Raw genomic sequence first — 14,509 nt, 5'->3', positions numbered from 1 at the left:
AAAATTACTCCGCTACAGTTAAGTGCATATAAGCACAATTAAATCGGCCACTTTCAGGCACCATACAAAAAATAGTTTCACCAACCTTTAAATCATGCGTGTTAATAAATTCATCAAGCATAATAAAAATAGATGCACAGCCAGTGTTACCCCTTTCATATAAATTGGTGTACCATTTTTCTTCCTCAATACTAGCTCCTGCGGTTTCAAGCATGTCAAAGATTTTACTTTTAAAATATTTAGACGAAAAATGACATAACACGTGGTCTATTTTGTTAACTTCAACATCACCTTGGGCAATTAATTTTAAAAAACCATGTACGCCAACTGACACAATATTATCTAATAACCGAACATCTTGTCGCAGCATTAATGCCCCTGCTTTTTCGGCATCAGCATAGGTATCGTAGTCTTGCCAAGTTTTATGCTCTTCATTTTTAGCCGTACCCACCGACATACAAACCGGATAAACATTGGCATGTGAAAAGCTTTTGATCCAATCAATTCTCAGGCTTTTTCCTGTAGGTCTAGGTTGATTTTCTAAAAGTAACGCGCCTGCCCCGTCAGACAACATCCAACGTAAAAACTCAGCATTAAAATCAACTTCGTTACCTTCAACTTGCTCATAACGCTTATTTTTAAAAAGTCTTGAAGTGAGTTCGCTAGCAACCACTAAAGCATTTTCACTACAGTCTGATTTTATGTTAGTGAAGGCCGCTTTTAACGCCATCATACTGCTAGAACAAATTCCGTGGCTAGTATGTAGTTCAACTTCTGAAAGGTTTAATGAGGCTTGCACCATACTTCCAAAGCCGGGTAACACCATATCACCTTGACTAGTGGCACAACTTAACATCTGTATTTTTGTAGGAGAAAGATAGCTGTTTTCAATACAAGCTACACCAAGACTTGCTGCCATTTCACTATTTGATATTTGCGTTTGTTGTTGGTTATTAATGGCGTAATGTCGTTGCACTATGCCATTAGAGTTAAGTATTTTATTTTTTAAGCGGCTTTTTTTACCATTTATTAAACCTAAAACATCTTCAATTTCATCATTGCCAACAGGGTCGCCCGGTAAATAATGCCCGGTACTATTAATATAAACGTTCACCTAAACTCCTTTTTTTAAATATACGTTTAAACAACGCAGATTTTCTTCTATATACGGAAATACACACACAATACCCATAAAAATTAAATAAGCGGGTAAATATGATGTCGTGCCATGAGGGTTTTCAAGTGGAAGTAATGACATATTTCCCGCCCACTCTAACGTCATTAGTAACTGAAATTGCTCCCAATTAATCACTAATATTGACGTTAACATGTACAGCGGTAACGAGCCTAAATAGGTATGCGCATGCATTTCCCATATTGATATTTCACGCTTTGGAGCCGCATACCGTACATCCCAATGAGCGACAATTTCATGCGAAATCCATGTAATAATGCAAATAAGTAAAATAAGTACATTCACTTCAAACAACAAACACATCAATATAGGAATACCCATTTGAATGCCCATTAAAGAATGCATTAACGATTCTTGAATACCCGAAGTGATTTCAATTTTTGTAGCACGGTGACAGCACCAATCAGCAAAACCTGCTATTCCCCACAAAGGTAAAAAAACATATAACATTGCATTAATTAGTAATACCGAAGTGTCCATTTCAATAATCCATTATTTTAAAAAAAACAAATACTACTAGAATCAACACGAAATAAATAGCTGTTTGACAGGCTATCGCCTATTAGTGATTGAAATTAAGTAAGTTTTTCTTATTTAATTAAGAATATCGCTATCAATATTTAGGAAGTCAAATGTCTGACATATTCACGATTTATTCCGCTATGACTTAAACTTAAATTGAGGGACATCTTTCTGTACAAGATTCGCTAAACTAGCTTTCACATGCCGTGTTTTTAAATTAGATTGTTTTGAATCCAACAGCGTTTCCAGTAGCATCTTGTATCGGTAGTTCTGACTTTGGCCAAGTATTTTGCATAACCAAGCAATTCCATCGCTCATATATCGATCTTTACTATTCCTTTCTTTCCAAATTTTATCAGCAAAAACATCCAATATTTCAATATCTGTAATATTCAATCCATAATACTCTTTCGCGAGTTCACGAATAGTTCTGCCAGTTGCAGGATTAATTAAAGAGTAAACTGAGCTTGCTGACAAATTAATAATATCTATGTCAGGAATAATCATATAGACGAAGGATTCATTGTCGTTGCGTCTTATGAACTTTATTTTTCCTAAACCTTGATAAATAAAAGTCGAATTTTTTTCGGGGTATAAAACCTCTGTAGGTTTACCAAACTTATAGATTATTAATTGCGAACTTTCTCCTGTCATGATGGTAGAGAAAAGCTCAGAACGCGTTTTTTTTCGTTTATTATTTTTATTTAAGTTCTGTCCGTCAGTTAGGGAGAATTTATTAGCATTGTGGCCTAATTCAACTAGTTCAGAAACAACATTTCCAAACCCATCTTCAATCCATACTGCCGAATAATCTTTCAATATCACACCGTTAATTAAATAGTGTTTTCCTATCTCTCCTGTAAAATCAACTATCCCCTTAACGCCAAAATAACCAGAGTCAGATGCTAAAGCATTAAAACCTGTTCTAAACATTGTCCCTGCAGCTAGTGTGATCTTCATATTTTTAGCGGCAATGTTTCGAGTAAAACCAAATTGATTATAGTTATTGGACAGAGTGTTTATTGCTCTTTCAAAGGCATTACTTTGTTTTATTCCATCAATATCTTCAATAAAGAAATAATGTGTACCGCCTCCAAAATGGCCGCTATTACGGTAACTATCGTCTACAACGGCATATTTTCCGTTAAATTGATTAGTATAAGGTTTAGTTGTTACACAAGAGGCAAGAATAATACTAAATAACAATACAATAATGTTTTTCATTTTTAATTCCGTTTAACGTATTTGATAATTGAGCATAACAGTAAAAAAGACCCTAAGCTCTTTTCTATGAATTGTAATAATACATTTTATGCATTAATTATGCATTTGAAAAAGAATTGCTTTTGATATTATATGTCGACAGAAATACCATTTTATTAGTTTTTTTATTAGGTCTTATTGCCCTTTCTGAAACCTTTATTTTTTTGATAAAATAACAACAAATAAAACAAAAACAATCATAAAAATACAAATTTTGATTGATTAATACGTAATAATATTACATATTAGATAAATCTTATTAATAGAGGTTATTTACATATGCAAAATCAACAAACACATTTAAGCGCTGACAACACAACTGAAGCGACCGCATTTGATTATAGTAATGAGAGCTTACCTCGTGATTTTGATATCCGAATTGAAGTTGCTGAACAACGTGAAATACTTGAGCAATAATAACTAAGTTACTCGGTAAAACTGCTGAGTTAATAGATTACAAGGGAGCCGTGGCTCCCTTGTCTATTTCTACTATATTTAGGACACTAAAAGTAAGGCAACAATGGATATTATTATGCGTGTAGAAACTATCAGTTACTGAAGAAATGCCGCTAATCTCCCTCTCGAAGAACCAATGGCAATTACCGTACACATCAACTATACAGTTAACTGTTGGCATAGCTTCTAGCTATTACTGCTTGTGGAATTATTATTTATTCACCAACTTGTTCTCTCGGTTTACGTATTCTATGGTGAGGAAGATTTTTCTGCTCTTTTAAGCCACAATGACATAATCTCACTGACTCGCCCGCTTTGTTCTAAATCAACTAAAGCTTTTTTAATTTTGTTAACAAGTGCCATATCGGTATGATTTCCTATAGCTATATATAAACCTTGCCTTATATAAGGTATCTCTACTGTCCGTTCAATCATATCGGGGTCATAGCCCAATTTCTTTAATTTCTGTATATTAATTAGTTCACCACCAAGAATATAATCGACTCGCCCTTTAAACAGCATATGAATTACCTGTTCGCGCCCCCCGACAGAATAAATGTTGGCTTGATAACCTAAACTTTCAAGATAATTTTTATAAGCCTTACTTTTATGATCCCCCTGCGTCACAGAAATAGAAGCTTTTTTTAAACCTATTTTCTTATTTTCTTCAGACTTACTCTTTAATTGCCACAAAAAAACTCTTTCTCTATTGCTGTTAAGGGGTAATTTATATAACCAGTGAAATTTGTCCTCCCTAGAAGCGTTTCTCATGAGTCCTGTTAAGAGAATATTTGGCTTTTTTTTACTTTCATATAAAGCTCGCGACCAAATAATTTCTTCATAACTTATCTCTATACCACTTTCTTTTAAAGCTTCATCTAATATATCTACTGCTGCCCCTATAATATTATCATTACTAATAAAGATATACGGCGGTATTTGCTCTACATAAGCTAACACTCTATCGCTTGCCTTCACATAAAATGGTATTACTCCTATTAAACAAAATAAAAATAGAGGAAAAATAGAATTCATAGCAACCTTTAAAATAGATATTGAAACGTAATAATAAGCATACTGTAGCAAATAACCATAAAACAACTGACCACAAAATAACACTTTTTATTAGGGCCTGTTGATCAATTTTGTTCGAGATAAAAGCGTTTTAATCGCGGCGAGTAGTGTGTAGCCTAGTCATTCTTAGCTAATACAGCTCAACAAAGAGTAAAACGCTTTTAGCCGAATCCTTCGGACAGCGTTTATTGGACATTTTACGGCGTTATCACCTCTTTATGTGACGCTAAACAAAAAAGCGAGCATCAGCTCGCTTTTTGTTATTTGTATATCAAACAGTGATCACGACAGATCAGGATGGAAACTCTGCCCCTATATTTTTCAATAGCTTAGGAAGGGCTTAAAAGCAATCGAGGTTGGAAACTAGAGCATATACTGTTGTAGGAAAAAGAAAATAATAAACAGATCAAGTTAGAAACAAGCCAGAATCCCTTTGTGTATAAGGGATTCATTGGTCCACATGATTTCACAAATCTATTATAAATCCAGACCATCAAGAAATGGTTTGCAACCCACTATCCATAACCTAAGTCTAGCACGTGAAATAGATACATAAAGTAATTTTTCATCGACCTTTTGTTCATCAACAACCCATAAAAAAATCAGCTTTGATTCCAATCCTTTAAACCTTTTTGCTGTTTCGACTAAAACTTTTGATTTAGGTGAAAACTCTTTAAAAGCCCACATATGGTTATTCTTCGTTTTTGATAGTAATTCTTGAGCTTGAAAAAATGATCCTATAATTATTACCGCAATATCTTCAGAGGTAATTCTTTCTGTATTTACTAGTTTAGATATCATTTTATCAATTTCTGCTGCTTGGTGCTCTAAGGAGATTTTATCGATTAGTTGAATTGGTTCTCCTTTAAGTTCAGGAGCATCAACTTCAGAACCTTTATAATACCTATAAGCAGCATCATGTATAAACTTAGTATTACGACAATTATCGAAGAGATATAATGGTTCACAACTAATTGGTAATTCAGTCACCTCTGAATAAATTGCTTGATTACAATCTTGAAAAATATATAGCTTCGTATCTTCTTTTTGATCTTTTAACATTTCAATAGCAAACCAAAATTCGGGTTTAAAATCTTGCCCTTCATCTATTAAAATCACATCATATTCAATCGGTGCTAGGTCATAGCTATTGATTAATGCATTTGGCATCAATACGTCATATAAATTATCTTGTGGATATACTTGCCTAGACTCTTCAATTAAATCGCGATCTGTATTGTGTTTTACTTGCCTAACTCTCCATGAGCAAAACTCATGAAAACTCATAGAGTGAAGGTTATTGGTATGTTGTGATTTAACTTTTAGAGCATCGCCTAATTTTTGGTTATAGCAAAGAAGTAAGACTTTCAATCCTTGTTCAGCAAGACTGACAGCTTGATCTAAAGCCAAAACTGTTTTTCCAGTTCCTGCTCCTCCTTCAATTAATGCTTCTTTCCTTCTTTTTAATTGTCTAAGAATAATTTTTTGCTGATTAGTCAATTCAATTTGTTTTTGTACTTCTTTCTCAATTATTGAGCGTAAGGAGGGCTGAATAGAAACTTTTTTGCCGTAAATCTGCTCAGCTACTCTAATTCCATTTACTCCAAGTTTATCTTGTTTAGAGTTTTCACCAGACCAATACTCGAAAACATCTATTACCCAATTATTAAGGTTCTTAATATTAGCATTTGTTCCTATGATTTCAGTTACCATTTCTGGTGACGCTAAAGGTCCCGCATGCTCGATATCAGGGAACATTACCGCGTGAGCAAGAAGAATATTCGTCTTGCCTAGCTTTTGTTGGAGATGATTTTTTATCTCGTATTTAGCATCTTTTGCTTGTCTAACAGGGTTTTTTATTTCGTGTTGCTTTTTATAACGATCTATTGAATACCACTGATCAATCGACTTATCATATTGAATCCCCCCTCCCTTAACTTCAACAACCAAAACCCCATATAATGGTGAGAAAATAACAAAATCAGCTTCTCGGTCTCCATGACTTTTGTATTTAGAGGTTTGTTTAATAAACTCTAATGAGTGGATTATCAAACAGTCTTTAGGTAACTGTTCCGCAAGAGCTTTATAAAGCTTTTGTTCTGCTTTTGATGATATTTTTTCAATCTGTTCATCAGACAATAATGGAATAATGTTCGCCATTAACACTTCTCCCATGTCGGATCATACTTTTTCGTTAACTTCTTATCAGAACCAACTTCTTTAATGGTGACTTTATGAAGCTTACCTTTCGTATCAACCTTACATATTTCATATATTCCATCAGACAATTTATATCTCTCGCCTTGTTCAGGTATTTTTTCTTGCACTTTTACAGCAGTTTTACTGAGCTGCTTCCGGCTATGATCAAACATGAAGCGATTTGCTTCTTGCACTGGGTTTTCAAAAACATATACACTAGGATTATTACAATTAACATTCTCAACAACAAATAACCACCATTCATCATTTACTTGGGCAAATTCGAGTTGCGACTCTGTTACGGCTACTCCCCCTTCGGCCCACATTCCTGTTAGTGTTTTCACTTCAATATACCTAACAAGATCACCTTCTGAATTTAACTCTCGAATATCAAAACCTTTATTATTTACAGACGCTTTCTCTAGTCTATTCGATTTCGACAGGATGTAATCAGATGAATGTTTTATAATATAATCTTCACCTTTATTACCAATTTCAGTGGCAAAACCTTTTTTATCTAGCGTAGATTCAGACTCAACTTCTTTCTCTTTACCTACATATACAGGTTTTCTATCATTTGGACTAACAATCTTATTTGGGTTTTCTGATGTGTGAGAAAGTCGATTTATATCTTTATTATTTAATGAGTCATTATTATTAAATGAGTCATTATTAGCACTTTGATTGGGCCTTGAATCTTGATTATTGGTAAAGCTTCGATTAGAGCTACTAACGCTTCTACCATTTGAGCCTTTATTATTACTATCAGATGGTTTTGTTGACTTGGGGTTAATAGGTGGAGCAAGATCCGTATTTTGAAATTCTAATTTTTCGCTATCACTCAAAAAATCTGTTTCAGTAAGTTTTTTCTCTAAATCACTTGCAAAGCTATGATCATCATCTAAGGATTCATCTTCAATTTCACCATAAAGTGAAATATTATCATCTACAATAATTGCTTCTGGTAAAGATTTTATATTTTTGGAATCCGGCAAATAATTTATCTCTTCTAAAGTAAATATTTTATTTCTAAGAATTCGGCTTATCAAACTGTAGCTACTTCTACTTAAATCAGAAGAGTCACTTATGAAAGTGGCAATACTTTCGCACATGTCTTCATCATCTTCTTGATTCAAAAGATAGAGTGAGCTATTAGCTATATCTTGAAACGTTGATGCATGTAAATCATCATAAGCCCAAATATCCCCCACAAAGTACTTCACTACGATGGAATCCATCAAGTAAAGCTCTGAAGGTAATACTGATTCGATTGCATCATGATTAATGTCGCCTTCATCAATGTTACCCTCATGATAAACTAATCTTAAAATTGAGAATTTAAAAGGCTCACTATGTATAGCATCCCCCCAAATCCCCAAACCTTCTGATGAATTTTTCGATTGTTCGGTATCTAAGATTGGTGTTATTTTATCAGCTAACGAAACGACATCGCATTTTCTAGCTAATCTTTCAAATTGCTGCTGACAGAAGTCTATCTGTTCATTCTTTCTATCAGAATTATCATATGAGGGTAAATCTTTTATGTAAAGACTCTTACTAGTCAGTAACTTATCAGAGCGAGATAGTAATAACACCTTATCATAATCGATATCCGACAAGTTTGGTTTGTAATTCAAACAATATAGCTTTAGCATCTTTGAGGTTTTGTTTTTCTAACTTTTGATTTTGTGGCAAACCACGTAAAAAACTGACTAAATATTCATTATCTGGCCGTTCAGAAACTCCCAGTTTAATAAGCCCTTCAGCTAATCTTGACTCTTTACCATCATTGACAATTAACTCATCCCGGCTATAAATTCCTGATAGCTCAATTAGCTGTTGAAAAACACTGCTTGATGGTAACCAATTCCCTTTAATAAAAATTGACTTTTCTTTTATATCTTCAGGTATTTGGCTCTCATATACATTATTAAGTCCTACATATTTATAAAACTCTTTGGCATATTCAGAAACTCTTTTGTCGTAGCTTTTCCCTGAATTGTTTAAATGAATGAGCCTACGAAAACTCTTGAGTATGCTAGACATTGTTGGTGTTGCTAATATACCGATTTTTTCTGCCATCTGTTTTTCAGAGTACTCGCCATCTATATCTTTCTTTCCTAACTTTATTTCTGAAGAAACACAATAATGCGCACCACCACCCTCTTGTAATCTCGACCTAATATTAACTCATTTGGTGTTCGTAACTTTTGATACTTTTCCTCTGGACACAACACCCTTCCACGAACTCCTTCGGAAGGAACCCAAGCCGCTTTGACAGATAAATTAAAATATTCTTATTTTCAAATTTCATATCTTCAAATATCTCGAAAAAATTAGATATAAAATTTATTAATTCGACTGATTTAAGTACATTTTCTTCTGCTACGATTGAATTGACAACGTTAACAATATGTTCTGGAATTACTGTATTTGAGATTCCTATTTTTGATAGCAAGTCTAACCAATTACTCTGAGTTTCTGGACTTTCAAATTTATATGGCGAATACTTTTTATCTTGAATAGTCTTAGGGAGGGTAGCGAAAAAACTTGGATGATAGTAGTTACTTGCAAGGTTTAGGTTACGTTCAGAATCAATAACAAAATGAGCTGAAGACAAGCTTAATTTCAATTCGCTTTCTTCATCTTCAGACAAGTCTTTAACTAAGGTTTTCCAATTATTAGCTAGCCATTCAGATATTTTTATAACATCTTCAACTAATGGAGAATTATCAATAAATGGCAAAATAACTTGTTTAAGGTAGTTTTGTGGTGTTTGTTCCTCAATCTCCATTTTTAAATACATTCGATGCTCTCTATCATCGTTTGTATGTATTATCTCAAACTCTCCTTTTAACTTTTGAATGTGCTTAGGCGGAACAAAACCGGCAGGAAGATATAACTTTACGTCTTCACTTTTCGAATAAACGTTTCCACTTTCGGTTGCAATAAAAGGCATTTCATTCAAGTATTTTTTTTCATTGCTATTTAGGTCATCCATCCATGTTAGGTCTTGTGCCAAAATATCAATTAAGTACTCTCTTGTAGGTTTTTGATTAAAAAACTGGTAGTCATCAACAGGAACTAAAAGCAGGTATTTGGCTAATGTATGAGAATTAAATTCTTTTATTAATCCATGCTTATTCCATTTGAGTATAGGATTATAGATATCCAAATACTCTGGGTGAACTGTACTCAAACCTGTACCTAATAGAAAGTGGATATTAGAGACTTCATTTTCTTTTACAAAAAAAGGAGAGTTTTTACTTGTTTGAAGTTTTGCAAATGTGGAATCATGTTGACATACAATTTCTAATTCATGAATCTGCCCAAGAGCATCTAATATTTCAACTTCATTAGCTTTAACAATCAAAGAAATAACGTTCTTCAACCACTCCTTTTTTGTACGATCGTATGATTCAATATGTTCATTTAGAACAGTTAAATAATTATTTAGAGAAGGAACTAACCATGATGGAGGTAGTTCTTCAGCATTCTTAACAATCTCAATTATTTCAGGATGTATAAATAGAGATTTATCTAGTTCGAATACAGAAAGCCTTGGGCTGTTATCTAAGAGTCTATTGCCAGATATGATATTCACTTTATTATCAATTGTTAATTCTAAAGGAAGCGAGTCTAGGTAACTAAAATCTTGATCGTCATCGGCTTCCGCACAATAAATTAAAATTGATTTTAACCACTCCAATTTTGAGATCATTGTGATTGGAATACTATTTAAATCTACTGGAAACTCAATATTCTCTGCTTCCTCAGTCAAAAAGTTTCTTACCTGTACAGGGGAAATAATTTTTAACTCTGTTTCAATATCACGAAAGCCATTGATAACATTTAATGGAGGCTTGGGTGAAATTATTGAAAAATGTTCTTTAATTGCCTCGAATAAATTCTTTGTAGTTTTTGGAAGGTAGTAAATTTCATCTGTTGACTTACTCCAGATAGTTTCTTTTTTGTACTTGGTTTTTAAGCAGGCAAGTTCATATATAGTGTTATAAAATCCGTCTAAAAGGTATTCATCAAACTCGTCATCATTATTCTTAGGCCATAGGGAGTAGTAAATAGTTGAAGAGCAATTAAGCTTAATAAAGTCAATCAAATACGCCCAAGCACAACCAATTGCTTCTTTAAATAATAGTTGATTCCACTCTATTAATATTTCTTTATCGTTTCCTGAACCATCATAAGTAATCTCTGTTCTTTTAGGGTTTAGATCAAACCACCCATGAATGTTAACTGAGTGTTTAGATTTAATTGGCAATGGTAGGAATGCATGATAATTAGACTTTTCAAGTTTTTTTACATTTCCTTTTTCATCTAGTCTAATCGCCACTCCGGCCCAAGGAAGGACTTTACGAGGATTAGGTGAAATATTTAATACCTTTATAGCCTGATCTATTAAGACATCATTTTCCCCCCTGAATAAACCATTAACTACCGCCCAACTTTCTTCCGTCTTATGAACAGCTTGCTTTTCTCTGTCATAGTGATTTATTTTAAAATGATGCTGATATGTAAAAAGAGGTAATTCTTCTGCTCTATTTTTCCGGCCTGAACATATATTTAAAAGCCCATCTGTAAATTCATTTTGTATTTGTTTGCTAATATCATGTATTTCTTTAGTGTTTTCTGTGCTTATTTCAACATGAATGATCTTTTCATTATTTTCATTAATTTCTTGTAAAGTTAGCTTTTGAATATGTCTTAAGAACAATAAACCTGAAGAATTATCTTTCCACTCATCACACCATATCAAGAAGTCATCAAACGTAAACTCTTCATGACTGATGTTTCCTAATCGTGCAGTATTTTTATGTCTTAATGGTAATCGAAATGTAGTCCCTGGATTTTCATTATCTAAATTGAAAGTTGTTAACCATTCAGAAATTTCTTCATGATCTTGCCCTAAATCCCAACCTTGAATACTTTTATTATTTCCTTTTGCTACCGCACTTTTAAGTACATCAAACCAATAGGCTCTACCGTTAGAAATAAATGTAGGATGGTCACATATACTGAAGCCGGAACTAAATCCTTGGCCAAAACGTCCGGTAGAATTTGGATCATCCACCTTTCCTTGTGCACTGATTTTAACAATTGATTTAAAATCTTTTTCTTTAAACTGAGAGTTATTAAAGAGTAGAAGTGATGGTCCGCTAGCTACTTCAAATTTAGAATCAGTTAATGAAGAGTGTCGTCTTTTATCAAAAGTAACTATTAGCTCGGTTGCGTTTGAGTCATCTGCATTTTGCAGATACTCTTTCAATATAGAGTTTTTTGAATAACCATCAATAAGGTCTCTAATTCTAGAAACTAAATCTTCTTCATAATTAACTTCAAACGACATGTGAAATCCTTATCTTAATAACTAGAAAATCATAATATCAGTGACCTTCCCTGGCTGTTAACAAGTATATTATCTTTTATGTTTTACTTATATATCTACACTGTAACACAAATCATAATCACCTGAAATTTCTAATAATAACTTTAGTTAAATACAGGATCGATCTAACTTTATTTATTTTCTATATCAAACTAAGCGCTTTAATAAACGGCTTATGATGTTGGTGGAACTTTATATTGTCTGGAGAATTTAAGCGCTTTCTGCGCTTCTTGAAGGGTTTAGATATATAACCCCAATTAGCACTTTTCGAGAAATAGATAACATAATCGATTTTGGCATCACCCCACTTATTTTCAACTAAGTGAGACTCATCTGCTGACTCAACCGTTTTAATTTGAATCCGGTAGAAGTTAACGCCATCACTCACCAATAGGTCTGTTTTCATATCATGGTCAATAACAGGAACGAAAACTTCCCAACCATCATAGGTAAACCAACTTGCGGCTAACGTTTCAAAAGAGGTGTTTTTATAATATTGATTTGCGGGTGCTGTGCGGTTTGCATTTTTTACAGGCATAGTTATATCCAATATAAAATTGATGCCGCAGGCCAGTAGGGACCTCTATATGCTGCGAACCCGGTATCTATAAAAGATCACCGCCAATTTAATATCACCATACAACCTAAATGGTTTGTATCTAATAGAGAGGCTGCCGGCCTTGCAATTTCCCATAACGGGTATCATGCATTAATACTATTATCAGGCTTTAGAGCCTGTGATAAAGCTTAAAACAAATCTAAGAAATACAAAAAACTAAAGCAACCAACTTATAATTGAGCATATCTAAACTTATCTTGCCCCATAAGGTTAAATAGCCCTTTTAAACTTTCTTCTGATTCAGGATCATCCCAACCTCTTAGCCATCTAACTTTTAAACCAAGGTAATTTGCCCAAGCAACAGCCTTTTTAAAGTCTCGGTATTTATTATTTTTAGCGCAAGACTCAATGTATTGATTAACTAAGGTATATTGATTTTCTCCCGCAGAGTATTTTGCTTTAGTGAAAGCTTTTTTATAAAAAAAATTCGCATTTTCATTATCTTCATTACGGTAATAAAAATTTGCATAACACCAATCAGATAACCACCCTAAAATTTCTTCAAGTCCTTTATCTTTCAGTTCTTTTTCATAGCCTTTAGCTTGGCTAAGGGAAGTAATACGTTTCTTTAACTCTAGCCCTTTTACCAAAAATTCAGGGAACGATATTGGCATATTCTCTAGAGTATTAAACTTCTCTGCTTCTAATATTCTATAAGCCTGAAAAGAGCCTACACATGAAATACGCACCATTGCAGCCTCACGTTCAGACAAGTCTTTAAAAGCGTCAGCCTCAATGTATTCCTGTAAAAGAAGTGCACCTTTTTCTTGTTTTATTGCGTTATTTTGCCAACACCGACTAACATACTGAAAGTTTATCTCATCAATCTCTTCTGTCGTTAAATCTGTATAATTCGCTTTGATTGAGTCTAGGTCTTTTCCAATTTTCTTGTTAATTCGTAACAACCTGCCTGATTGCCCTTTTATGTGTGTGCACACATTTAAAAGAAAATCGTCCCCAAAAGATTTTTGAACCTCTTTAAAAAAGAAAGTGGCGGCTCTTGCAATAAATAGGATTAACTTGAATTCATTTACTTGCTTAGCATTGACGATACGATGTGTTTTCGCATCTTTAGATTTATTTAGTAATTCTAATGAATAATCTAGATTTGCATACAAAGAGCTAACACTTGGCAACTGCTTCAGACCACCCAAAGATTGTGCCTTTTCTAGATTTTGAATCGCTTTATAGTCGTCTGAATTTTTATTTGGGTGGTGAAAAGCTGACTGACTAATAGAAAAGGTGCTATAAATGAGCTTCCACGCATGAGCCAAAGGCCAAGTAGTTTTTTTGCTATTAGTTTCGGGCAGCACCCAAGAAATCAGATCAGGAATATTGAGTTTCTCATCAACAACATTAAACCGTAGATAGTTTTTATAAAAAGAAATGACCAATCTATCTAACAAATAAACCTTAATGAACCATTGTGTCGCTTTCTTTTTACCTAGGTATGTTCCATCATCTTTTAACACAACCTTGTAATTGCCTAAAAGCTCTTCTACGAATTCCATAATCAAACAGGCAACTCGTTCATTAGGGACCGCTTTGATGAGAAGTTTTTTAAGTGTAATTAATAACTCATCAAGTTTACCGTCGATTTTTGAGCTTTCATCAGCAAGTCGTTTCAATTGCATTTGAAGCGTTTTCTTGTCGCTAGCTGATAATATTGAGTTATTTGGATCTTCTTTTTGTGGCAGCAGCCCAGAGCAATTAAAGATTTCCCTAACTACTTCGCCAATAGTGGGAAATGAAATTTCTATATTTTCCATAATTATAA

General features: G+C 33.6%; 11 protein-coding genes. 1 reads left to right on the top strand and 10 read right to left on the bottom strand.

The features are described 5' to 3' along the window. Positions 1 to 4: 4 nt before the first annotated feature. The 3 genes from L3081_RS19395 to L3081_RS19385 all read right to left on the bottom strand — a co-directional run bounded on the left by L3081_RS19395 (position 5) and on the right by L3081_RS19385 (position 2,941). Complete coding sequence (locus tag L3081_RS19395) at positions 5 to 1,114, bottom strand: 3-oxoacyl-[acyl-carrier-protein] synthase III C-terminal domain-containing protein (protein ID WP_242287877.1); 1,110 nt, start codon at positions 1,112 to 1,114, stop codon at positions 5 to 7. Beyond that, positions 1,115 to 1,675 carry a diguanylate cyclase gene (locus tag L3081_RS19390; protein WP_242287875.1) on the bottom strand — a complete coding sequence of 187 codons (561 nt, stop codon included), beginning with the start codon at positions 1,673 to 1,675 and terminating at the stop codon, positions 1,115 to 1,117. A 180-nt stretch (positions 1,676 to 1,855) separates the two neighbouring features. Further along, complete coding sequence (locus tag L3081_RS19385) at positions 1,856 to 2,941, bottom strand: hypothetical protein (RefSeq protein ID WP_242287873.1); 1,086 nt, start codon at positions 2,939 to 2,941, stop codon at positions 1,856 to 1,858. Positions 2,942 to 3,259: 318 nt separating this feature from the next. Between L3081_RS19385 and L3081_RS19380 the strand changes: the two genes are divergently transcribed. Next, positions 3,260 to 3,397 carry a hypothetical protein gene (locus L3081_RS19380; protein WP_242287871.1) on the top strand — a complete coding sequence of 46 codons (138 nt, stop codon included), beginning with the start codon at positions 3,260 to 3,262 and terminating at the stop codon, positions 3,395 to 3,397. A gap of 288 nt (positions 3,398 to 3,685) precedes the next feature. Here L3081_RS19380 and L3081_RS19375 read toward each other — a convergent pair whose 3' ends face one another. From L3081_RS19375 to L3081_RS19345, 7 genes are all read right to left on the bottom strand, one after another. Beyond that, positions 3,686 to 4,555, bottom strand: coding sequence for a substrate-binding periplasmic protein (locus L3081_RS19375; protein WP_242287869.1), 870 nt, complete (start codon positions 4,553 to 4,555; stop codon positions 3,686 to 3,688). 432 nt (positions 4,556 to 4,987) lie between these two features. Then, positions 4,988 to 6,670: a nuclease-related domain-containing DEAD/DEAH box helicase gene (locus L3081_RS19370; RefSeq protein WP_242287868.1), complete on the bottom strand. Its 1,683-nt coding sequence runs from the start codon at positions 6,668 to 6,670 to the stop codon at positions 4,988 to 4,990. Then, positions 6,670 to 8,346 (bottom strand): protein NO VEIN domain-containing protein, encoded by a 1,677-nt coding sequence (locus L3081_RS19365; RefSeq protein ID WP_242287867.1) that lies wholly within the window; start codon positions 8,344 to 8,346, stop codon positions 6,670 to 6,672. The genes L3081_RS19370 and L3081_RS19365 overlap by 1 nt, the downstream gene beginning before the upstream one ends. After that, positions 8,309 to 8,791, bottom strand: coding sequence for a hypothetical protein (locus L3081_RS19360; RefSeq protein ID WP_242287866.1), 483 nt, complete (start codon positions 8,789 to 8,791; stop codon positions 8,309 to 8,311). The genes L3081_RS19365 and L3081_RS19360 overlap by 38 nt, the downstream gene beginning before the upstream one ends. Positions 8,792 to 8,894: 103 nt before the next feature. After that, complete coding sequence (locus L3081_RS19355; RefSeq protein WP_242287864.1) at positions 8,895 to 12,074, bottom strand: sacsin N-terminal ATP-binding-like domain-containing protein; 3,180 nt, start codon at positions 12,072 to 12,074, stop codon at positions 8,895 to 8,897. 181 nt (positions 12,075 to 12,255) lie between these two features. Then, positions 12,256 to 12,651, bottom strand: a complete 396-nt coding sequence (locus tag L3081_RS19350) for a PDDEXK-like family protein (RefSeq protein ID WP_242287862.1) — start codon at positions 12,649 to 12,651, stop codon at positions 12,256 to 12,258. 251 nt (positions 12,652 to 12,902) lie between these two features. Then, positions 12,903 to 14,501: a hypothetical protein gene (locus tag L3081_RS19345; protein ID WP_242287860.1), complete on the bottom strand. Its 1,599-nt coding sequence runs from the start codon at positions 14,499 to 14,501 to the stop codon at positions 12,903 to 12,905. Between the last annotated feature and the right edge of the window lie 8 nt (positions 14,502 to 14,509).

The organism is Colwellia maritima, from assembly GCF_022669015.1.
In the GTDB taxonomy this organism is placed as follows: domain Bacteria; phylum Pseudomonadota; class Gammaproteobacteria; order Enterobacterales; family Alteromonadaceae; genus Colwellia; species Colwellia maritima.
The sequence above is the reverse complement of the archived record's forward strand: the minus strand, read 5'-3'. Positions and strand labels throughout refer to the sequence as shown.